This window comes from Paenibacillus sp. 1-8 (genome assembly GCF_056316205.1).
The window spans coordinates 1,416,160-1,437,827 of the sequence record NZ_CM149995.1 but is presented as its reverse complement, the minus strand read 5'-3'; the positions used below and the strand labels follow the sequence as shown (position 1 = coordinate 1,437,827).

Here is a 21,668-nt window from a genome sequence, read left to right as displayed (position 1 = left end):
TGCTAGCCAATATCTGTGGATATTTAGAAATTACTTTAGGGGAATTATTTGACGTTATTCAAGTGGAAGAAACTGAATAAACCCCTTTCTATTAAAATACAAAAGAAGCCCATAACATTAAATGGGCTCCTTCTTTATACATATCAAACTACCCTTCACTCAAGAGGCATTGGAAGAAGATTTAAAAGATTCCAGCCGATAAGTATAGGATACTCCGGCTATTTTAAAAGTGTCTCCGTCCTTCATAGCATACTCCTTGTATGGCACCATTGGCTCTCCGTTCAGAACGGTTCCGTTCGTCGAGGACAAATCCTTGACAATGTGACCTTGCCCTTCTGCATCAATACAAAGCTCAATATGAGAACGGGACGCTCCCTCCGTATGCTCCACAAACTGTACCAATTGTGGCTCTCTTCCGATGAAGAAGCTGCCTGCAACAAATTGATCCGGCTGCAATCGAATGTGCTCGGCCGCTCCACTTCCCGGTGGCTTGCGCTCCAGACAGGCAATCGGTGATTGCTGAACGTGTGGAATATGTACCCCTTGATCTGCACGAAGCAGCACAGTTTCTTGCCTTGATGTAGCATTTAGCAGCTCCGTCACACCAGACAGCGACTTATAATATGCCTCGCTGGTATCACTCGCTTCCAAATCATTTCTCCGATCCGCACCTATCCCCTGTGGCTTGTGCAAGTCGTGAAGTGCAGAAGCTTTACCTCTTTCTCCCGCATTCTGGCTACCCATATTTTCGGACTCCGGGTCAGGAAAAGACCATCGCCAGCTTTCCTGTCCTTGATCACCTGAATTGGAAGAGTGCTTATCCCTATTCTGACTCCCTGCTACGAATCCGGTCAGCTTATCGACTTGATAACGGTCATTTTTCCGCTGTGCAGGAGAAGCGCCAAGCCATTCCGAATCTAGCACAGGGACTGAATCGGCATAGATAGGAGACGAAGCGCCCTTGCGCCCCCATTTTCCCGCCCAGCTCATATAAGCAACGGCTGCGAGTACCAAGGTCAGCACAACGGAAATAACGAGCGGCACCGTATCTGGATGGTCCAGATAAATATAGCGCCACACGATAGCCGAAGCGAGAAGACAGCCTAAAGCAATGTACGTTTTATACTTCTGCAACGCAGGCTCCGTTTCTTCTATTTCTACATCTGCCTCATCGTTCTCCTGGGGCTTCACGGACGGCTTGAGCCGATTGATCCGTTTAAGGTCCTGAATCTCTTGAAGCGTCTCCTGATCCTCATGTATTTTTTTCTGATATTTCTGGCTCCTTGAGGCGAAGAATTTAGATTCTTCTCCTTGCCCATATCTTCCTCGACTCGTCGAATGATCGGCTGACGGAAAAGATTTTCCGTATACATCTGTTGAATGCAATCCGTCACGCTCTCCTTGAACTCCCATTCGAACACGGGTATCTCTGCTGCTTCCTTCTCCATCTTCACTTTGAGGGCTAAAGCTGTCTGCGCCGACCGTCATCCCTTGCAACAGTAGCTCCTTCAACGCTCTCGGATCAAATTCATTCTTGTCGCACAGTTCAAATATGCGCTGCATATGGTCCCCTTGAAAATGAACCACACGTGTCATCAAGCGAATAACCAATTGCTTAAATTGGCTCCCAGCCTGTCCTTCATACAGTACACCCTGCAAAGGAACATAGGTTAAACTGACGTTTTCCCTTGAGCCTGAACCGCTCATAAAAATATAATCCTCATGCAAAATAAATTGGCGCCTATCCAGCATATATTGCGGGCTACGATGAAGGGCATCCGCCACTTCAAAAAGAATCCGGTAGAAATCGGAAGTCGATACTCCTCCTCCCTTCCATACCTGAGACAGCATACGTTGACCCGAAATATCGTAGTGCAGCTCCACCTGAAAATCGACTTCCTTGATTCTCAGCTCCAGAAGACCGGGAATCCGATTGCCAGTCATCATTCCGGTTTGCACGGAATTTAAATCATCGGTCTTAAGCCCGCCTTCCTTGTTCAAAATCATAAATGTCCCGCCGTTGCGGGCAAAATCCCTGCTTAAACCAAACAATTCATGACCTCCTTAGCATTTTCCCGATCCCCGTGAGTATCATCATATCTACCCAACTGCGTAAGTTATGGCAAAAAATAAAGATAAGCACTGATCGCTCCCGGAATGACGGCGGTCATAAAAGGAAACCTGAGGTGTGCTTCCCTCCCGTTCGTCAGCGCCTTGCCGCTGCGAAACAGAAAGAATCCTCCCAGATTAAAAGCCACACGCCGCAATCTCATGATGGTTTCCCGTCTCCACAGCAGGATCACCAAACCAATAATACCCGCGAAAAAAATCGAATAGAGAGCCGATTGCCATGCAAAAGCGGCCCCCGTCCATGCTCCGATCAAGCCAAACAGCTTCACATCACCAGCACCTACAGCTCCCATCCAGTACAGAATCAACATGAAGCCAAATCCCGTACCCAGTCCAGCCGCTGCAAATAAAAATCCATGCCAGCCCCCAAACACCGTATTAAACAGCAAGCCCACCGCCATGCCGGGCATCGTAAGCTTGTTAGGAATTTTCATACTACGTAAATCCGTGACCAGCGCAATCGCCAGCAAAACACCACATACGATATACATCCACGTCAATGCAATCCCCCCCTTAATGATAAGCACGAAGCGTTTCAAACCTTTTCCATCGTTATTTTCTCTATCTATTCGCATCGTTCCCATATATCCGTGCTATGGCGAACCATCCGTGTTCCTCTCCCCGTCGGTCGTCTTCTCTACCGAAAATGGAACCTCGATACGTTGTCCATCGTCCGTTTCGATCACAAAGCTCCATTGACCGGGTGTCGTGTTTGTACCTACAAACCAGTTCCATTCAATAATCCCGTCCGCATCGGCAGAGATCCAGCCCAAGTGTTGAGCCGTGCTTTGGCCCGACTTATAAAGTACAGAAAGATTAGCTGACGTTCCGGGTTCCACTTTGGCCTTGATCAAGTTATATACACCCTTCACGGCAGGCTCAGGCTTGGCAAGCAGCTGTATGGAACCCCGGGCATCCTTAACCGCTGTAGCATCTCCTGTACCTGCTCCCTCTCCCGTATCACCGATCCAAAGACGTTCTTCTGCCGCCGCCTGAAGCACAATGCTACGATACAGAAAGGGAACCTTCATCGGCAGCTCATAAGACAGCTCCACCCTAAAATAAGGGTCCTTATTTCCCGTAAGAGACGGCACATGCACGTTCGTTACATGTATACGGTCATACTCCAGAATGCTGTCCTCTATAAAAGGCTTTAACAGCGGCTTTAGAACAGGATCAAGCGCGGCTTCTGTCAAGCGCCCACGTAGCTCCTCCATGGGCTTTTTTCCCCCCTGCACAGCGCTTTCCACCCAATCACCGATGGGAGGTGGCAGCTGGGCAGCGAATTGGCTTGCATATTCACTCACAGATAACTTGGGCAGCTCATCCAGCGGCTGGCGGACTGCATCTATTTTCGCAGACGCCGCATCCACCGCCAGAGACACCGGATAGATTTTAGCCGAAACCTGTTTAACCGCTTCTGAAGCGGTGGTCTGCAAGGCAGTAGATACCAGCGTCATCTGTACCATATAAATTAGAAAAATAATAAAAAATAGAAACAACGGCAACACTAGCGACGCCTCTAAAACGATACTTCCTTGTTCACGGCGACTCCGTCCACCAATCCGCTGTAAATACCGATTAATAAGAAAAATGCGCTGTTTTCGTAACATAGTACACACTTCCCTTAATGCTTTCGCCTTCCTCTGAGGCAGTGCCCAGCATCTTCATCACCCCAGGTAAAAACCACAGCCGCATCCCATTCTTAACCTCGCCCCTTGCATACGTTTGCCGTTCAGCAGGATTGACATCTGTATTCAGGCGGATCAGGGCCAGCATACGGGACATTTTCCGTTCATTATTGCTATGGAGCATGAGGAACAATCTCAAATGATCCTTATACGTCATTCGAAATTTCAGAAAATCAGACAAAGGCACATACCCCTTCTGGGCCAGCATAATCATATCTTCAATCGCCTTCTCTACCCCATATAAAAGAGCTGCCGCCAAAACGACCAACGGATTGCCCTTGGAGCTATTTTTGACCAAACCCTCCATCGTGCGAATGGCCAGCCTCATAGCAAAAATCTCGCCATAAGCGGAGGCTAGGTTTCCAGTCGGATTATGGAAACCGTACAAAATGTACTCGACCTCCTGATTATTCAGCTCCAGTTGATCTCCCAAAATTTGCGCTGTATTTCCCACCCTCCCACCTGATCCGGCTAAACTGCCAAATCGGCTAAAATCCACGTGATTAAAGTAAGAAAGCGCATATTCATTCTGGAAAAATTCATCCCCCAGTTGCGTCAGCAAGCCGGATGCCGCCCCGTATAGACCATCCATACTATCCATGGAAGCTCCTGCCGCATCATAGGTATCATAGGACAAATCAGCGGATACAGACGGGCTGGATGCAGACTGGTTAAAAGAGATACTTTCATTGTAATACTGCTCCAGCTTTTGAAATGGTCCGGCACTTTGTGTACCTTTTGAAAGCATTTCAATGATCTGATAGGCTTGCTTGAGCTTGCTCTTCGCCTCTTTTTCCATCTTCTTGCGTTCTTTATCAGGTCCACGTCGCGTGTCCATTGCTCTGGCTTCACCATCGAGTACATTAGAAGGTCCTGACCAGGCATATGCATTCAAATATTGATCCATTTCCTTGAGCGTTGAGATCACTTCTTGTCTGAACATATCTGTATTGAGATTCGGATCTGTATAAAAGGATAGCGTACGGATCATACTCGTTAATCTGTTGTTAACCGTACGAATAGCTATTCGTTGCTTTTCTATATTCGCTTCCATCTGATCAAATTCCTGATCTGGAATCAATAAATCGTCAGCCTTCTGCCTTGCGCTTCCTACAGACGGATCAGCACTGGAGCTCCCTCCACTCGGAGTAGGGGCTGCGGAAACCTCATCATACCCTGCATTGGCAGCCCTCTGTTTATATTGAGCAATGACTAGACGCATCTCTTCGTTAATTTGCCTGGCTTCATTCAGCGGCTCCTTAGCCTCTACAAGCAGCTCATCATGCTCTTTTCCTACCTTGGTCATGGCTTGACCCAGACGATCAAGTGCCGATCTCGCCCTGCTCGCATATTTCTCGATCTGCATGATTTTAACGTCGTCTACACTCTTTTTATTATCCTCATACACATGCACGTAATGCTTATATTGGGCAGCAATATCGGCTACAACCTCAAGGGAATCCCAAATATACTGATTAGGAATATACGCGCCCCTCTGTTTAATGATCCGTTTGCGAACCTCTTCCATATAAGCTCCTGCCTCACGCTGCTTTTCCAGCATGTCATCCAGCTTGGCCTCACGTTTGTCATACAGCTTTTGCAGCCGTTTCAGCAAATCAACCGTATGCGAGGCCTCTTTCATGTTCTGAGAGAGCGGCTTCAGCTTTTCCAGCACTTCCACTGTAAAATCGACAGGCGCTTTATACTTCATTTCTTCACGAATCTGCTCGTTAAATATGGCATATTTACCAAGCTCTCTTTCCATGTGCAAAGAGCTTGAATCCAGCTTCGTGTTCATAAGTGGCAGTGTGTCTGCATGCGGTGTGCGCTTGGCGCTGTCGTTCAGCACTTTGACCATAATTTGCTCTCCGCTGCTCTCACCATAGGCAAACAGACCGTAATCCTGTTGCAATGCCGGATCATAGGCAGACATAACTGAACGAACCGCCGCATGGGTCAAGCGTTCGGTTTGCACATGCAGCGCGGCAATTCGTGCATAATCAATAAAAACAGCAATAAAGCCGAACATGACCGCTAAAATCAGAATCAAAAAGACCGTGACGGCTCCTAACTCGCTATCCTTAGCATTACGTCCTTTTCCAAACACTTGCTTCCTCCCTTCCATTCCATTCGTGTTCTCCGCTTCTTACGGACCGTTCTGTCCATATTGCGTTAATACTTGCCCTGCAACTGCCGGATTTATCTTTTCACCTGAGCCTCTGCCCATAAATTTTGCTCCGTAATATCGAACCAGCTCTACCGTGCGAATCCATTCCACAGGCTCTACCACACCCGAGCTCATTGTTCCCTGTAAATCCGTCTGATCCAGAAACTGGTTCAGCAAAGGAACCTTCACCATTTTATTCAGCTCTGTCGTCACCTTGCGGCTGATCAGGCTGTTCTCATATGTCATCTGTCCCTGCATACCGGCAGGCATACCTCTTTCGGCATTGGACAGCTTCTGAGCAGGCAAATCGCCTCCACCACCGCCACCGGGCACCTGCACACTTACCTGATTATTGGCTCCCGCCCACCCAAACAAAGCACCCAGCATAACATCATCCTTCAAACGCCAATAGAGCGAATCCCGTTGTCCTTGGGCAAAAGCGCCTGTACGCGGTTCCTTTAGGCTGTTGTCCCAGCTATAAGCGGCTCGTTCCGAAGCCGTAGAAGCGACCTGCACCAAGATGGATTTTTGATATATGTACAGGCAAAAAAATAACATCACAAAAATGATCAGCAACAGTATGGGAAAGACGAGGGAAGCTTCCAATGAGAAGCTCCCGTCCTCTTTGTGTGCCAAATTGCGCAGCATTATGAATCCATGAAGTCGTTACTCTTTTTATCCGCTTTTTTCAACAGACCTTCTACAATCTTCTTGATCTGATCCTTGAAAATAATCGCCACCGCAATCAGAATCGCGATAATCAGAATCATTTCTAACGTACCCAAACCGTCCTCATCCTTGTACAATTTACGAATACTGCCTGCTACTAATATCATCATCGTAGTATTCCTCCTACATATTCATCATCATTAAAGCGGGAGCACCCACCAGCACAATAACCGTTAGCAAAATCAACGCCATCGGAAATACCAGCTTAGATGAAGCCTGCTCCCCTCTTGTGCGGCTAATTGAGGTCCGCTTGTTCCATAGTGTCTGGGACAACTCACGTAAAGCCATCACAAAATCGCTCCCCCCGCGTCTCATATTCAGCAACACCGTTGTCGTAAATACCGTCATTTCTTGAATGCCGCAGCGCTTGCTCAAATGCTCAAATGCCTGTTGAAAGGAATAGCCGCTTTCCCATTCCCCCACCGTCTGACGCAGCTCCCGGTACAACGGATGTACCGTATCCGCCCCTTTGCGCTCCACGCAATGAAGCAATGCCCGTTGTACCGTCTCGCCTGCGCCGACCAAAAGCATGATTTTACTCAGTAATTCAGGCAATTCCATTAAAATTTGCTGATCCCGCTTCTGTACCTTTCCGTGTAGATCCTTGACCAGCGCGATGGGCACCAGAATACCCAGCCCCAATCCGAGCACCAGCCCGGTCGCATCCCCGCCCATCATGAGCGATATTAAAGCTCCACCAGCGGCCATCATGTATCCGTAACCCACCATCTCGGCCAGAAAAAGCATCGTTTTTTCCCCGCTGTTGCGCATACCGTACAGCTTTTGTACCGAGCGCTGGAGCTTGAACATCAGCAAAGGCAGTCTTTGGGCAGCACGTGAAGCATGGATCATGTGTACGAAAGGAACCGAGAGCCTTTGCAGCCGCAGTCCCTCCAGCTTCATATGACGAAAGCTCGCATACTTAGCAGCGTACATCCGGTTCAGCACCACCCAACCTCCCACTTGCAGAACCAGCATGACCAGACAAACCAACATCATCACGCCTATCTCTCCTTACACCTCAATTTTCATAATGTGGTTGATCCATACGAGACAGCCACCAAGCACCAATAGGCAAAAGGTAGACAAAATCATACCTGTCCCGCTGTATAACGGCATCATGTAATCTCCCGCAGTCATTGTCATAAACAGTACAAACAGAAAAGGCGCCGCAAACATAACCCTTGATTCAAAACGTTTCTGCGCGATCATCACACCGATCTCTTGCTGAATTTCCAGCTTCTCCCCTATAACACTTGAAGCCCGTCGCACGACCTCCACCAGATCACCCCCGGTTCGTTTGCAAGCTGCAAACACGTCCGCAAAATTCGTAATGTCCTCCATCTGCGCTCGACGAGCAAAATCCTGCAAAGCCGTCTCCACGGGTTGTCCAATTTCCAGACAGGCTGTAATAATGTTAAATTCAAAAATCAGATCATGATCTCCATCCGGGCTAAGCAGCCTTAAATCCTCCACGGCCTCACGAAAGCCGTTCTCCACCGACCTCCCCGCCGAAAGGGAAGACGAGAGCGAATATAAAGCCTGCTTGAATTGAATGCTTAGAGCCGACCTGCGCCGTTGCAGCAAAAACTGCCGAAAATAACGAGGCGTCACCAAAGCTCCGGCAGCGCACAGCAACGACAATATCCATTGATGATAAAAAAGATAGCCGATCATCGCGAATAGCACGCCACTAAAGAGGATACACAGGCTTTTTTGCACAGATGACAATGTATATACCGTATAGTCTGGCAGGGAAGTAGTCTGACGGGATGCTTGCTCCGGCTTCACAGCCGCTTTTCCTGGCTTCATACCGACGCTTTCCCCCTGCTCCAGCTTTCCGGCTTCATACCGGCCATTTGCAGCTTCAACGTATGTTGCAGACCTTCACCACAACGCTCCAGCCCTCCGACGATTCGTCCTTTACTTTCGCCCCGTTCCTGAAAACGATAGAGCGGATTGAGCATCACTTCACCATTTTCAAAGCCAGTTACCTCGCTAATTTCCAGCACCCGTCTGGACTTGTCGCGCAACCGTGACAGATGAACGAATATATCAATGGCCGAGCTGATCTGCTGCCGGACTACTCCAAGCGGAAGCTCTGCCCCTCCGAGCACCATCGTTTCCAGTCGGCTGACCATATCACGGATATTATTTGCGTGGCCAGTTGACAAACTTCCATCGTGGCCAGTATTCATCGCTTGCAGCATATCCAAGGCCTCACTCCCCCTGACCTCACCCACCACAATGCGATTGGGACGCATACGCAGGGAGGAACGAATCAGATCACGAATCGTGATTTCCCCCTTCCCCTCGGTGTTGGCATTCCGTGTTTCCATGGAAACCAGATTAGGGACAGTTACAATTTGCAGCTCTGCCGAGTCCTCAATCGTAATAATCCGTTCCGATGGCGGGATAAATTGGGATAATGCATTTAGAAAGGTCGTTTTACCAGACCCCGTACCGCCGCTTATAAAAATATTGTACTTGCTGCGTACCAAGTCCTTGAGCATATTGGCTACTTCTGCATCCAGCGCATCCATTCGTATCAAGTCATCCATCGTCATTGGACGCTCGGGAAACTTCCGTATCGTCATCGTCGGTCCTTTGAGAGCGACTGGCGGTAGCACAATATTTACGCGTGATCCATCCTTTAATCGGGCGTCGACAATCGGCGAAGACTCGTTCACAATCCGGTTCACCCCGGCAACAATCGTCTGGATCAAATCCTCCAATCGCTCACGGGATTCAAATTGATCGGGTGCCTGGATCACCTCACCTGCCCGCTCCACAAAAATTTCCCGATGACTGTTAATCATAATTTCCGTAACCGTGGGATCATCGATCAACGGCTGGAGCACATCCAGCCCACGGAAGGAATTGAAAATTTTACGGACCAGCGCATGCTTTTCTCTGGAGGTCAAACCTGCCAGCTCTGTGTCATGCAAAATTCGATTTTCAATATGCCGTACTAACTCTGCATCCCCTACCGAGGACGTGACGTCCAGTCCTCCCCGGATATCCGCTCGTAGTGCACGAAACCGTTCTTCATTCATGTTCATCGTCCTCCTTTAAGACCAAGCGGCGGGTGGCTGTGTTACAGTCTCCACATTCAGCAGCTCGCGGCACAGCTGGCGAATTTCCCGCTGATAAATTGGCGAACTAAGCAGCAGCTCACGATGCTGCATCTGCTTCCATGAAGGAATATAGGGCAGCGCTCCGCTCAGCTCCATAAAGTCCCGAGGTAACGAGTTGACCATACTCCCCATATAACGGTTCACCACAAAGCGGGTTTTGGTCAGCATGGCTTCAAGTCCTTCCGGCTGTGTGGCCTCCAGAACATCCAGCCATAGCCCGCACTTGTGCATGCTCATTAAATCGTCCGCCAGCAGCCAGATCAGCTTATGGCTGGCTTCGAGTACAGCTTGAGCCCGGTCACCATTTTCGGATTCGCCATCTACGATTACAACATCATACTGTCCGCTTTCGGCAATCGTCCGAATCAGCTCTACCGCCTCATCACAGGTCATGTCCATCAGTTCCTTGCGGTTATCGACAGGCTGAAAGGTGTCGGCCTGAATTTCAGAACGGCGCACACAATACGAAGCGACAGATAAGGGATTTCCCTCATGCCCCGCTGCCTTGAGATCATAAAGCAGTCTGGACAGCCCCTCTCCTTCTGCTCCGCTAGAACTGCCGGAACCCGTGAACAACGAACTTGAATCCACCGTTTCCAAATTCAAATAAAAAACCGAATACCCCTCATTTCCCAGCTGCTTTGATATATTGAGCGCAGCCGTTGTCTTACCCAACCCACCGGAAGCCGCAACCATGCCAATAATCATTCCGCCTTCCCGGCTGTTCACGCTCTGCTGCCCACTTGTCCGCTGTCTCGCCGTTTCCAAAATAAAGCCCACCAATTCAGACAAGGGCTGATATTTTAATAAAGGTTGTCCGTATTCGCTCACCTGTTCTCCCTCATGTAGCACCAGACAAGGAATATCGGAAGCTTCCCGATCTGTCCACAGACTCAAAAAGGCTGCTTCACCCACCACTACATCCGGCTTTTTCATTCCAGCCGTTTCCATCATGTATTGGCGAAATGCCTCCGGCTGCGAAAATGCCGTTACTCTCAGCCTTCTGGCGTACTCGCTTCCGTGTACATAATTCAGCAGTGGCTCGATATAATCCCGACTACCTACAGCCAGAACCACTTTTACCGGAATCATGATGCTCATCCCCTCCCCCAAAACAACAACGCAAAAAAGCACCGTTCATCAAACCGTACATACATACGGTTGGTGAACGGTGCTTCCGTCACGTGCAATCTATTTACTGGTAGAATAGCACAGCGCCTATTTTAGAGCAAGCATTTTTTATGTTAGAATTTTCTTCAAGTCCTTATGTAAACAAAAGGCGGGCATTCAAGCCCGCCTCCCATTGCCTTAATCTTAGTAGAATTTGTGGTGACGACGATGGCAGTCATGATGGCGATGATGGCGATGTTTCCGACAGTGACATTTTTTACTAAAGTCTTCATGTTTCCAGTGATCACGTTTAAATTTAGGCTTAAACTTAATGACAGTCACCTTAATGATCTTCTTAGTAATGCGTTTTCTTGGCTTGGAAAAATGACAATGATGCGAACGATGTTTAAACATTTCAAATTCGCCTCCAATTCTTTGGGATAGAATATACTATGGAAGCACTGAACAACCGGAACCCAGCATCTGACTATTTATAAAAGGATTGGGCGATTCAATCCTCTTCCTCCAACTTGATGTCCGGGTCATAGTCCGCCACGATCAGAACATCCATATGACGCGCTTGACGGAGAATTTGCGGGACGACCGCATCCTTTCCCCAACGACTGTTTCTGGAGGACTGCCCCACAATTAACTGCGTACCCGTATACCCTTCCACCGGAGTAACCAAGTTGTCAGCAATCTCTCTCCGACTGGAAACAAGCCGGATTTCGAAGGTTCCTCCCAGACGGTGGGTTAGCATTTTCAACTGTTCCAGCCGGGAGTTTAGCTTCTCCGGTATGCTTATACCGACATGAACATAGGTCACGATCCATACCGCCTTCAGACGAAAAGCAATACGAAAGCCGCGTCGAATCAGCCTTTCGGCATTGTTACTAAGCGTCACCCCTACGAAGATTACTTCCTCTCTACGCCACGGCCCTCTCAGCGATTCGTGTCGATCCCAGGATTCCAGCCGTTCATCTACATCATCTGCCAATTCCCGCAAAGCAAGCTCCCGCAAAGCAATCAGATTGCCTAATTTAAAAAAATGGCTAAGCGCTTGCTCCACCTTGACAGGATCGTATATTTTGCCATCACGCATACGCTGCTGCAACGATTTGGGAGCCACATCAATGAGCTGCACCTCATCGGCCAGCCGCATCATACGGTCGGGAACGGTCTCCCTCACCCGAATCCCGGTAATCTGCTCAACCGCGTCATTCAGGCTTTCCAGGTGCTGTACATTCATTGTGGAAATGACAGAAATCCCTTGATCCAAAATCGTCAGTACATCCTCATAACGCTTGGATCTTGAACTGCCGGGAACATTGGTATGCGCCAGTTCGTCAATAAGGACCACCTCGGGATTGCGCCTGAGAATCGCTTCGGTGTCCATTTCCTCCAAATGTACGCCATGCCGCTCGATAGTCTGACGAGGAACGGTATCCAGAGAGCCCACTTGTGCCAACGTTTCTACCCTTCCATGCGTTTCCAGTAGTCCGATAACAACATCAATCCCACTTGTCAGCAGATCATTTCCCTCTCTGAGCATCGTGTACGTCTTGCCGACACCAGGAGCAGCGCCAATATATACCTTGAGCTTGCCGCGCCGAATTTTGGCAGCCTCAGCCTGCGCTTCCTCATCGCTCAGACGATGATACGGATCATTGTCTCCTTCTTCCTGCCTCATCGTCGGCAAAATACGTTCACCCTCCTGCTCTGCGCGGTCGGCAATAAGCAGCAGGTCCATATTTTTCATCCGCTTAAAAATTCCGTTCACCAGCGAGCCCCTGATCAGCTCCTGCCACCGGGTCTGCCGGGAATGTCCCATAACGATCCGGGTAACATTACGCGCCACCGCATAATGGATAAGCTGCCGAGGCAATCTTCTGCGGGAAATGAGCGGGATTTCTTCAAATTCCGATCCTACCTTTTCAACCAGTTGCTCAATCGAGCGCTTGAAGGCCGCCGATTCCTTGGACAGCTTGCGCTTCGGATCGACAAAGGAGGCCACCAGCATATCTCCGCCCAGCCGCTTGGCGACCTGCTCCCCCCTGCGTACATAAATGGACCCGTTCCAGTGATACTGGACAGGCACCAAAATACGCTCTGTGGCTCCTGACGCCCCGTGCAAACCCAACTCCTCCCGGTGCCGTTCCAGCGAATCGTTCACATCCTCTGCCACCAATCGCAAAGCCAGCTCACGCAGCTTACCCAGATTCCCCCGGTGAAACATCTCAGGATTGGGCGCATGCATGTATCCTTTCGCCAGCCGTTCCAAAATCGTTTCCGGTGTGACATCAATCAAACGAATTTCATCCGCCAGCTCCAATGTATCGACAGGAACTGTATATTCTGCTTCTATCCCTGTTAGCTGATAAACCCACTCCGTAATTCCTTCCAGCTCATATACATTGACCGTCGTAATGACGCTAATCCCCAGCTCCAGCAGATATTGAATATCCTCCAACCGGGTTGAGAATAGGGCTCCTTCCCGGTTGCGATGTGCCAAATGATCCACCAGCACCACCTCGGGATTGCGTTCCTCCAGTATTTTCAGATTCAAATCCTTCTGCTCCACACCATCCTGAATCCAATGGATACTGAGTATCCGCTCCAGCGTGCCCACCTGCTCCACCGTCTCGCGCCGCTGCATGGTCGATACTGCACAAATTACAACATCAATACCTTCACGCTGAAGCGATTGTCCTTCCTGAAGCATATGATACGTTTTGCCCGACCCACTGACCGCTCCAATGTATATTTTGAGTCTGCCCCGATGCAGTTTATTAATGGAATCCAATATTTCCTCTGGTGATTTACGTTTAAAGCTCTCCATTTTCGTGCCTCCCTGCAACGTGACAGATCGTTCCGTCCGTTCTTGTATCGCTGTAATGAATGTACTCCCGTGTCCACAACAATTCAAGACGACCCACTCCAGCTTGCGCAAAATAAGCTACACAGAGCAGCATACGCGCAAAAAAACGCGCATTCAGGCATTTTCTACCTGTCTGCACGCTATTTTAGGCACTCATAGATGATCGCTTTCTGCGAATTGCTTGCTGTCTTCACGAACCAGTCCCCGTTGCTGGAGTAACTTTTGCCACACCACACCATGGGACGGGGAAAAGAGAAAGGCCAGCAGCAACAGCAAACCTGATACACACAGCATACATGCCGCAATAGAGGCATCCAGCACACTTGCCGTGTAAAAGCCTGCTACCGAACTGATCGCCCCAAACCCGACGCTGTACACAATCATACGGGATAACTTCTCCGTCAGCAGATAAGCCGTAAGAGGCGGTACCACGAGCATTCCGACCACCAGAATCGCACCCACGCTCTCAAACGATGCCACTGTCGTAAGCGAGACGAGACTCATCAGCAGATAGTGAAAAAAAACAACCGGAATACCTACCGAAGCCGCCAGCGCGGGATCGAAGGAAGTGATTTTAAATTGCTTGAAAAATCCCCCTACCACGAGCAAATTAATCAAAAACATCGCGCCCGTAATCCACACAGCCCTCGGACCGACATCGAAGCCGGCTATCTCCAGCGTATTCCATGGCACATATGCAATCTCACCATATAGCACGTGATCCATATCCAGATGGACATTGGAAGCAAACACGCTAACCAGCAGAACACCTATGGCAAACAATGTCGTAAACACCACACCAATGGCGGCGTCACTTTGCAGACCGCTTTGCTGGAACAACTGAATCAGATACACCGTCAGGAGTCCCAACACCGCCGCACCGAACATCATCCACACCGAATCTCTGGAACCGCTGATCAAAAAAGCAATGACAATCCCCGGCAGCACCGCATGGCTGATTGCATCACCGATCATGGCCATTTTCCGAAGCACGAGAAAACAGCCGACAATGCTGCATCCCCCTGCCACTAACATTCCAGTCAAGATTACATAAAATGAACTCATAGGGCACGCTCCTCCCTTGGCTGTGTTCCGACTGCCTGCTCCAGATTTTTCCTGGCGTTCAACCGAACGATAGCCTTGGAAATCATCCCACGCTGCGGTGCAAAAATCAGGCTCACGCCGAACACGACAGTCGCACACAGCACACACAACGGCCCTGTAGGCAGATTTTGCCCCAGAGAACTAATAATTGTTCCACCGAAGCCCGCTATAGCACCAAACAAACCCGACAGACACACCATGACACCCAGCTTCTCCGTCCAATATCTTGCAGACACCGCGGGTGTAATCAACAAGGCCGCCATCATAATGACACCCACCGCCTGAATACCGGCAACCACCGCAATAACAATCAGCAGCATCAACAGCTTATCCAGCAAGCCTGCCGGAAAACCAAGTCCACGAGCAAAGCCGGGATCAAAGCTAAGCAGCTTAAATTCCTTGAAGAACAATATACAGATCCCGATCAGTACCACCGAAATTGCCGCCATCGTGTAAACATCAGACAATACCATCGCCGCTGCCTGACCAAACAGAAACTTATCCAATCCGCTCTGATTCCCCGCCCCGCTGTGCTGGATTTCCGTCAAGAGCATAATGCCGAAGCCGAAAAATACAGACAGCACGGCTGCAATCGCCGAATCGCTTTTGATTCGTGAGTACCGGGTCAGCGCACTGATGGCAAAGGTCGCAACAATGCCTGCAATGGCGGCCCCGATCATAAATCCAAATACAGATTTTGTGCCCGTAATCATAAACGCTACACATACCCCCGGCAAAGCCGCATGTGCCAAAGCATCCCCCATGAGCGACTGCTTGCGCAAATACATAAAGCTGCCAATCACGCCGCTGCTTAAACCGAGCAAGATGCAGCCCAGTAAAATCCACTGCATATTCGGGTCGGCCAAAAGCGTAGCCAAGCTTATCATACCGCTCACCTCACTCCGAGTATCGTGCCGGAATCCGGGCTTGTTTTGAGTATACTCAGACGTCCGCCATACGTACGTTGCAGATTTTCCTCGGTAAAAATATCTGCCGTCTCTCCGAACGCCATCAGATGCCCGTTCAACAGCATGACCTGATCAAAATAATCTGTGACCGTAGACAAATCATGATGAACGACAAGTACGGTTTTTCCCTGCCGCTTCAGATCGTTGAGCAATGAAATAATGGCTTTTTCTGTCGCAGCGTCCACACCGACAAACGGTTCATCCATAAAATAAAGCTGAGCGTCCTGCGCGAGTGCTCTGGCTAAAAAAACACGCTGCTGCTGTCCGCCAGACAACTGACTGATCTGTCGGTCTGCATATTTGCTCATACCTACCTTGTCCAGACTCTCCATCGCAGCTTGACGATCAGCGACTCCAGGTCGCTTAAACCAGCCCAGTCTGCCATACCGTCCCATCATAACCACATCCAGCGCATTCGTCGGAAAATCCCAATCCACCGACTCCCGCTGCGGTACATAGCCAACCTTGAGTAGCTGCTGCTTGTAAGGCTTGCCATAGACCAGCACCTCTCCCCTGAGCTTTGGTATCAGTCCAAGCGCTGCCTTAATCAGCGTAGATTTTCCAGCCCCGTTCGGGCCGATAATACCAATCAGCTTGCCTTCCGGCACCTCGAAGGAAACGTCAAGCAGAACGGGCTTTTTTTGATAAGCTACAGATAAATCACGAACCACAAGCGGTGAATGCCCCATGTGTTTTCTCCTCCTTTATTTAAGAGCTTTAACAATCGTATTAACGTTATGCTTGACCATTCCAACATACGTACCGTCTTCCGTGCCTTCCTCACCCATCGCATCCGAATACAGCTCGCCGCCAACCTTGATTGTATGGCCCTGCTGCGCTGCTCCCTGGATGACCGCATCTATGGCCTTTCTCGGAACGCTGGATTCCACGAATATAGCCTTGATTTTATGTTCAACCAAATAATCACGCAGCTTGGTCACATCCTGAGAACCCGCTTCGGACTCTGTGCTCATTCCTTGAAGGCCTCTCACTTGAATGCCGTAGGCATCTCCGAAATAGCCAAAAGCATCATGGGCCGTGACAAGCACGCGCTGGACTTCTGGTATGCTGGCAATCTGCTCCCTCGTGTAAGCATCCAGCTTCCGCAGCTCAGCGAGATAGGCTTCTGCATTTGCCTTATAATCCTCCGCATGAGCAGCATCAAGCGCCGACAATTCATCTCTGACGGTTTCTACCGCAGACATCCAGTTTTGTACATTAAACCAGATATGCGGATCATGCTCCGACCCCATTTCCGGGCTACCTGAGCGCAACTGATCCTGAGCAATATTTTTGGACACAGGTACGACAGGTTTTTGCTTGCCGATCTTCTCCAAAATATTCTGCATTTTCCCTTCCAGATGCAGTCCGTTATAAAAAATAATATCCGCCTGATCCAGTTTGCGCATATCTCCCTGAGAAGCCTTGTACAAATGTGGGTCAACGCCTGACTTCATAATGCCTGTAACCTCCACATGATTACCGCCTACCTTGCCGACAATATCAGAAACCATGCCAATGGTAGCTGTGGCCTTTATTTTTTGCCCCGCCTCTCCGGTAGCTCCCTGCTCCGCCTTCTTACTATTAGTGCATGCACTTGCTACAACTAAAACCAGGAACAATGATCCTGCCATCAAAGCCCATCGCGGTACAATCGTCTTAAACCGTTTATTCATGTTTCAACATCCTCCTCTATTATATGTATTTGGGACAAACTATTTCATGATGTCAATTATTTTTACTAATACTATATTTTAGAGTATACACTAAAATGTTTCCCTAAGGAAACATTTTAAATATAAAAATCTATTTATCCTGTCAGTCCGTTCGATTTTAGCTCTCCGAATGTGTAATATATAGAAGATATCCAATCGTTAACCGAAAGAACATATATAAAGAAGGGGAAGATCATGGAGCAAACAGGATACGGCCCTTACCGGGACAAGCATCAACAACATCGAACACGGAAAATGCTGCTCATTTTTTTGCTGCTGTGCTGTCTGATCCCTCTCACTTCCTGTGCACGAGGGGATGTCCATGTAGATGTTCATCTGGATCAGAGCGTGGATATGGATGCTTCGTTCAGTGTAAACAATCAGACGCTGGTGATGCTGAATAATCCCGGGCTGCTGGACCGCTTGGCCAAGCGGATTCAAAGCAACAATCTAAATGTTCAGCCACTATCTGGGCAGGGAAGAAAGGGTTATCAAATCAAGGGGCACTATCAAGGAGATTGGAGTACAAGCGGAAAAAATCCCTATCAGGGTTTAAATTTACCTGAGGGATTGGAATTTAAACGCGTTGTGACCCCACATTTTTTCACAACGAATGTTGATCTTACGGTGAAGCTCGATCTGCCACGGATGCTTCCTGAAGAAGCTCGGGGACTGAGTGACAAATTGGAGCAAATGAATGTGTTCGCACGCAAAATACTGGAGCGGCAGCTTGATCTTAATTTTAGCCTGTCCTTACCGATCCAGCCAGCCGCCAGCAATGCCGACAGTATATCGGCAGACGGGAAAACGCTACGTTGGGATATTGCCCCATTAGAGTCTAATGAGCTAAAGTTATCCGTCAACGTCCCCAATCTGCGTCATATCATATATGTAGCCGTTGCGGGCCTGATCCTGATTGCGGCAGTTGTGATATGGCTGATCCGTCGTCATCGCTCCAAAAAGGGCTCTGAAAAGGAAGCTGCTCCTCCGAAACCTGAATCCTGAACAGTTAAAAAAATCGTTGCCTAATTTCTGGTGGGGGGATCTGACATTGATCCTCTTCATCCTTGCCAAACCAGCGGTATCGGTTACGTGCTACCCAGTTATAGACTGCATTGCGTATAAAGCGAGGAACGAGGATGAAGACATAGGCCATGGGATATGGAAAACAAAGACGTCTGGCAATCCGCAGAGCTGCGGTTGACCTCGTGTAATACATACCGTCTTCAATTAATACGAACGTATCCAGCTTATCCGTTGACAATCCTCCTGCACGCAATAGCTTTTGTCCCTGCTCGGATTGCAGGGAACCAAAATGAAACGTCCCCTTCGGGTCACGCTTAATAATGAAGCGGGCCGCCCCCTGACAAAAATGGCATACACCATCCACCAACACAATCGAATGATCAGACTGCTTCATAAATGCATCTCACCTCCAGGAAATAAACAACAGAATACAATCAACAATACGAATATAAACAAAAAAACGCCGAAATCATCCGACGCTTGTTTAACAATGTATAGGCTTTTACCTGTTTTGAGAACTAGCTCAATGCTTTCTCAAACAGCTGTTTCGAATTAATTTGCTCTAAAAACTCATCATGGAACTTATCCATACACTTGCAGATAAAATCCTTATGGCATACCGGGCAAGGCGTCGTTAGCAGTCGACTAATATTCGTCAAGGTCCACTCCGGATTACGTTGAGAAAAAACGCGGCACTCCGTTCCATCGGCCAAACTCATTTTAAACTCATAAAGCCCTTCTTTTTCGTTGCTGCCAGCCAGCGTGAAATTAACAATATTCGGTCTGTAAGACATCATATCACCCGTATTTTTCAAATTTGTTTCGTACCTGATGACCAGAATCACCTAAGCCATCTTAATGAATTTTGGCGATGATGTCAAATGGTCTCGGATCTCTGCGAATCGAGGTCTAGATGCAAAAGCCGCCGATGAATCGGCGGCAGGAACGTAAAGATTATGTGCTTCGCGATCAAATGACGTTCAGCTCGACGTCAATGTTGCCACGAGTCGCCTTGGAATATGGACAAAAATCATGCGCTTGACGTGCCAAATCTTCAGCCTGGGAACGTTCAATACCCGGTATTTTCACGTCCAGACGCACTGCCAATTGGAAGCCGCCGTCGCTCGGGTCCTTACCGATGGACACGTGGCTGGTTACCTCAACATGATCCACTTTTACCTTGGCTTTGCGGGCTACATTAGCCAATGCACTCTCATAACAGGCGCCATAGCCTGCCGCAAATAATTGCTCAGGATTCGTGGCCTCTCCACCCGCACCACCCAATTCCTTCGGTGTACTGAGCTTATGCTTCAAAACTCCGTCCGATGAAGCGACAGAACCGTCTCTTCCGCCATGTACCGTTGCTGATGCTGTGTATAATGCTTCCATGATTTCATCTCTCCTTCTTTATATGGTTTACATTCGCCGGGATCATCGCCTTGTTAATGATGATTTCCTTCTCGTAGGTACTTTAAACAAACCACACAAAATGAATCACTGGAGAGCGCGGATTGATAATATGACCGACAACCTGTCGTGAGCTAAAATAAGACTAACTTGCTTAACCGCACAAAAGTTGCACTAGACAAAAACTATTGTGGGTGTACAATAGGGATTAGGCAATAGCTATGTCACTAATAATATATTCCAACATGGATAAAGAAGGTGAAGCGTATGAGAAATACAAAAGGTAACCTGGCGGAAATAGCTTCATTATCGGAAGTTAATCGCTCCTTGAACATCCCGAAGGACGGCACGTGGTTTCGGAAATTCCTTGCCTTTGCCGGACCCGGCTATATGGTCGCTGTCGGCTATATGGACCCCGGCAACTGGGCTACAGACATTGCGGGCGGATCGCAATTTGGCTATACACTGCTCAGTGTCATTCTGATCTCCAATTTGATGGCCATCCTACTGCAAGCCTTATCTGGCAAGCTCGGCATTGCCACAGGTAAAGATTTGGCTCAAATGTGCCGCGAAGCCTATAGTCGCCCGGTCGCGATCGGCTTATGGCTTTTATGCGAAATCGCCATCGCAGCCATGGATTTGGCCGAGGTCATCGGTTCAGCCATCGCACTAAAGCTGCTGTTCGGTATACCACTATTGTACGGTGTTCTGATTACCGCATTTGATGTCATGCTCATTTTATTGCTGCAAAACAAAGGTTTTCGTGCTTTGGAAACGCTGGTCATTGTACTGATGGTGACGATTGCCGGCTGCTTTGGCATCAATCTCGTTTTGGCCCAACCGGAATGGAGCAGCGTGATGGGTGGCTTTGTACCGGACTCACAAATTTTGACCAATCCAAGCATGTTGTATATCGCCATCGGTATTATGGGCGCTACCGTGATGCCCCATAACCTGTACCTGCATTCGTCCATCGTACAAACTCGTAAATTCGAGCAGACGTCAGCAGGCAAACGGGAGGCTATCAAATTCGCGACATGGGATTCGAGTATAGCGCTCATGTTCGCCCTGTTTATCAATGCCGCGATTCTGATCGTCGCCGCAGCCGTGTTCCATACAGCAGGAAAAACCGATGTGGCGGAAATCAGCGATGCTTTCTATCTGCTGTCGCCATTACTCGGAACCACACTCGCCAGTATCCTGTTCGGGGTGGCGCTGCTCGCTTCCGGTCAGAATTCAACCGTAACCGGTACCTTAGCCGGGCAAATCGTCATGGAGGGCTTTCTCAGCCTTCGTCTCGCGCCTTGGCTGCGCCGTCTGGTAACCAGACTCATCGCTATCATTCCAGCGGTGATCGTCACAGCAATCGCGGGTGAAAAAGGGGCCGAAGAATTGCTCGTGCTAAGTCAGGTCATTCTGTCCATCCAGCTTCCCTTTGCCATCATCCCATTGCTGATCTTCACCAGCGACAAAAAGCGTATGGGTGAGTTTGCGAACAAAACATGGCAAAAAGTATTAGCCTGGATCGTGACCGCTGTCATTATTATCTTGAATGTGGTGCTCATCGTTCAAACGATTTCAGGATGACAAGACGTTCGGATATAAC

Annotated in this window: 21 protein-coding genes; 2 read left to right on the top strand and 19 right to left on the bottom strand. The window is 48.8% G+C overall.

Annotation, left to right across the window (positions count from 1 at the left end; all coding sequences use genetic code 11):
- Nucleotides 1–159 precede the first annotated feature (159 nt).
- The 16 genes from AC0WRU_RS06580 to AC0WRU_RS06505 form a co-directional block, all read right to left on the bottom strand.
- Complete coding sequence (locus AC0WRU_RS06580; RefSeq protein ID WP_476127710.1) at nucleotides 160–2,052, bottom strand: DUF6382 domain-containing protein; 1,893 nt, start codon at nucleotides 2,050–2,052, stop codon at nucleotides 160–162.
- Between the two features lie 65 nt (nucleotides 2,053–2,117).
- Complete coding sequence (locus AC0WRU_RS06575) at nucleotides 2,118–2,630, bottom strand: A24 family peptidase (RefSeq protein ID WP_476127709.1); 513 nt, start codon at nucleotides 2,628–2,630, stop codon at nucleotides 2,118–2,120.
- A gap of 93 nt (nucleotides 2,631–2,723) precedes the next feature.
- Complete coding sequence (locus tag AC0WRU_RS06570) at nucleotides 2,724–3,743, bottom strand: pilus assembly protein (RefSeq protein ID WP_476127708.1); 1,020 nt, start codon at nucleotides 3,741–3,743, stop codon at nucleotides 2,724–2,726.
- A complete protein-coding gene (locus AC0WRU_RS06565) occupies nucleotides 3,712–5,928 on the bottom strand; it encodes a hypothetical protein (protein ID WP_476127707.1) in 2,217 nt (738 codons plus the stop codon). The genes AC0WRU_RS06570 and AC0WRU_RS06565 overlap by 32 nt, the downstream gene beginning before the upstream one ends.
- 39 nt (nucleotides 5,929–5,967) lie before the next feature.
- Nucleotides 5,968–6,636, bottom strand: a complete 669-nt coding sequence (locus tag AC0WRU_RS06560; protein ID WP_476127706.1) for a TadE family protein — start codon at nucleotides 6,634–6,636, stop codon at nucleotides 5,968–5,970.
- Nucleotides 6,636–6,827 carry a Flp1 family type IVb pilin gene (locus AC0WRU_RS06555; protein ID WP_476127705.1) on the bottom strand — a complete coding sequence of 64 codons (192 nt, stop codon included), beginning with the start codon at nucleotides 6,825–6,827 and terminating at the stop codon, nucleotides 6,636–6,638. The genes AC0WRU_RS06560 and AC0WRU_RS06555 overlap by 1 nt, the downstream gene beginning before the upstream one ends.
- A gap of 13 nt (nucleotides 6,828–6,840) precedes the next feature.
- Entirely contained in the window at nucleotides 6,841–7,713 is an 873-nt protein-coding gene (locus AC0WRU_RS06550) for a type II secretion system F family protein (RefSeq protein WP_476128588.1), read from the bottom strand.
- Between the two features lie 18 nt (nucleotides 7,714–7,731).
- Nucleotides 7,732–8,529, bottom strand: a complete 798-nt coding sequence (locus AC0WRU_RS06545; protein ID WP_134910690.1) for a type II secretion system F family protein — start codon at nucleotides 8,527–8,529, stop codon at nucleotides 7,732–7,734.
- A complete protein-coding gene (locus AC0WRU_RS06540; RefSeq protein ID WP_476127704.1) occupies nucleotides 8,526–9,773 on the bottom strand; it encodes a CpaF family protein in 1,248 nt (415 codons plus the stop codon). Before AC0WRU_RS06540 ends, AC0WRU_RS06545 begins: the two co-directional genes overlap by 4 nt.
- Nucleotides 9,774–9,788: 15 nt before the next feature.
- Nucleotides 9,789–10,946 (bottom strand): P-loop NTPase family protein, encoded by a 1,158-nt coding sequence (locus AC0WRU_RS06535; RefSeq protein ID WP_476127703.1) that lies wholly within the window; start codon nucleotides 10,944–10,946, stop codon nucleotides 9,789–9,791.
- Nucleotides 10,947–11,475: 529 nt separating this feature from the next.
- Nucleotides 11,476–13,803 (bottom strand): histidine kinase, encoded by a 2,328-nt coding sequence (locus tag AC0WRU_RS06530; RefSeq protein ID WP_476127702.1) that lies wholly within the window; start codon nucleotides 13,801–13,803, stop codon nucleotides 11,476–11,478.
- A complete protein-coding gene (locus AC0WRU_RS06525) occupies nucleotides 13,790–13,981 on the bottom strand; it encodes a hypothetical protein (RefSeq protein ID WP_476127701.1) in 192 nt (63 codons plus the stop codon). The genes AC0WRU_RS06530 and AC0WRU_RS06525 overlap by 14 nt, the downstream gene beginning before the upstream one ends.
- Nucleotides 13,982–13,995: 14 nt before the next feature.
- The gene (locus tag AC0WRU_RS06520; RefSeq protein ID WP_476127700.1) at nucleotides 13,996–14,907 is read right to left on the bottom strand and encodes a metal ABC transporter permease; all 912 of its coding nucleotides are present in this window, start codon (nucleotides 14,905–14,907) and stop codon (nucleotides 13,996–13,998) included.
- Complete coding sequence (locus AC0WRU_RS06515) at nucleotides 14,904–15,833, bottom strand: metal ABC transporter permease (RefSeq protein WP_476127699.1); 930 nt, start codon at nucleotides 15,831–15,833, stop codon at nucleotides 14,904–14,906. The genes AC0WRU_RS06520 and AC0WRU_RS06515 overlap by 4 nt, the downstream gene beginning before the upstream one ends.
- Before the next feature lie 5 nt (nucleotides 15,834–15,838).
- Nucleotides 15,839–16,603, bottom strand: a complete 765-nt coding sequence (locus tag AC0WRU_RS06510) for a metal ABC transporter ATP-binding protein (protein WP_476127698.1) — start codon at nucleotides 16,601–16,603, stop codon at nucleotides 15,839–15,841.
- Nucleotides 16,604–16,618: 15 nt separating this feature from the next.
- Nucleotides 16,619–17,590: a metal ABC transporter solute-binding protein, Zn/Mn family gene (locus AC0WRU_RS06505; protein ID WP_476127697.1), complete on the bottom strand. Its 972-nt coding sequence runs from the start codon at nucleotides 17,588–17,590 to the stop codon at nucleotides 16,619–16,621.
- A 234-nt stretch (nucleotides 17,591–17,824) separates the two neighbouring features.
- Between AC0WRU_RS06505 and AC0WRU_RS06500 the strand changes: the two genes are divergently transcribed.
- Entirely contained in the window at nucleotides 17,825–18,634 is an 810-nt protein-coding gene (locus AC0WRU_RS06500) for a DUF3153 domain-containing protein (RefSeq protein ID WP_476127696.1), read from the top strand.
- Nucleotides 18,635–18,638: 4 nt separating this feature from the next.
- On the opposite strand, the gene AC0WRU_RS06495 is transcribed toward AC0WRU_RS06500, so the two are convergent.
- The 3 genes from AC0WRU_RS06495 to AC0WRU_RS06485 all read right to left on the bottom strand — a co-directional run bounded on the left by AC0WRU_RS06495 (nucleotide 18,639) and on the right by AC0WRU_RS06485 (nucleotide 20,044).
- Complete coding sequence (locus tag AC0WRU_RS06495) at nucleotides 18,639–19,049, bottom strand: thiol-disulfide oxidoreductase DCC family protein (RefSeq protein ID WP_476127695.1); 411 nt, start codon at nucleotides 19,047–19,049, stop codon at nucleotides 18,639–18,641.
- A gap of 124 nt (nucleotides 19,050–19,173) precedes the next feature.
- On the bottom strand, nucleotides 19,174–19,500 hold the full coding sequence (locus AC0WRU_RS06490; protein WP_025682429.1) for a hypothetical protein: 327 nt from the start codon (nucleotides 19,498–19,500) through the stop codon (nucleotides 19,174–19,176).
- Between the two features lie 124 nt (nucleotides 19,501–19,624).
- Complete coding sequence (locus AC0WRU_RS06485) at nucleotides 19,625–20,044, bottom strand: organic hydroperoxide resistance protein (protein ID WP_476127694.1); 420 nt, start codon at nucleotides 20,042–20,044, stop codon at nucleotides 19,625–19,627.
- Nucleotides 20,045–20,329: 285 nt separating this feature from the next.
- Here AC0WRU_RS06485 and AC0WRU_RS06480 point away from each other — a divergent pair, with 285 nt between their 5' ends.
- Nucleotides 20,330–21,649, top strand: coding sequence for an Nramp family divalent metal transporter (locus tag AC0WRU_RS06480; RefSeq protein WP_476127693.1), 1,320 nt, complete (start codon nucleotides 20,330–20,332; stop codon nucleotides 21,647–21,649).
- Nucleotides 21,650–21,668 lie beyond the last annotated feature (19 nt).

Coding starts and splice junctions, on each gene's coding strand:
- AC0WRU_RS06520 (WP_476127700.1), bottom strand. CDS start 14,907: ATGAGTTCATTTTATGTAATCTTGACTGGAATGTTAGTGGCAGGGGGA.
- AC0WRU_RS06530 (WP_476127702.1), bottom strand. CDS start 13,803: ATGGAGAGCTTTAAACGTAAATCACCAGAGGAAATATTGGATTCCATT.
- AC0WRU_RS06535 (WP_476127703.1), bottom strand. CDS start 10,946: ATGATTCCGGTAAAAGTGGTTCTGGCTGTAGGTAGTCGGGATTATATC.
- AC0WRU_RS06515 (WP_476127699.1), bottom strand. CDS start 15,833: ATGATAAGCTTGGCTACGCTTTTGGCCGACCCGAATATGCAGTGGATT.
- AC0WRU_RS06555 (WP_476127705.1), bottom strand. CDS start 6,827: ATGATGATATTAGTAGCAGGCAGTATTCGTAAATTGTACAAGGATGAG.
- AC0WRU_RS06510 (WP_476127698.1), bottom strand. CDS start 16,603: ATGGGGCATTCACCGCTTGTGGTTCGTGATTTATCTGTAGCTTATCAA.
- AC0WRU_RS06505 (WP_476127697.1), bottom strand. CDS start 17,590: ATGAATAAACGGTTTAAGACGATTGTACCGCGATGGGCTTTGATGGCA.
- AC0WRU_RS06500 (WP_476127696.1), top strand. CDS start 17,825: ATGGAGCAAACAGGATACGGCCCTTACCGGGACAAGCATCAACAACAT.
- AC0WRU_RS06480 (WP_476127693.1), top strand. CDS start 20,330: ATGAGAAATACAAAAGGTAACCTGGCGGAAATAGCTTCATTATCGGAA.
- AC0WRU_RS06570 (WP_476127708.1), bottom strand. CDS start 3,743: ATGTTACGAAAACAGCGCATTTTTCTTATTAATCGGTATTTACAGCGG.
- AC0WRU_RS06550 (WP_476128588.1), bottom strand. CDS start 7,713: ATGTTGGTTTGTCTGGTCATGCTGGTTCTGCAAGTGGGAGGTTGGGTG.
- AC0WRU_RS06560 (WP_476127706.1), bottom strand. CDS start 6,636: ATGCTGCGCAATTTGGCACACAAAGAGGACGGGAGCTTCTCATTGGAA.
- AC0WRU_RS06485 (WP_476127694.1), bottom strand. CDS start 20,044: ATGGAAGCATTATACACAGCATCAGCAACGGTACATGGCGGAAGAGAC.
- AC0WRU_RS06495 (WP_476127695.1), bottom strand. CDS start 19,049: ATGAAGCAGTCTGATCATTCGATTGTGTTGGTGGATGGTGTATGCCAT.
- AC0WRU_RS06545 (WP_134910690.1), bottom strand. CDS start 8,529: ATGAAGCCAGGAAAAGCGGCTGTGAAGCCGGAGCAAGCATCCCGTCAG.
- AC0WRU_RS06540 (WP_476127704.1), bottom strand. CDS start 9,773: ATGAATGAAGAACGGTTTCGTGCACTACGAGCGGATATCCGGGGAGGA.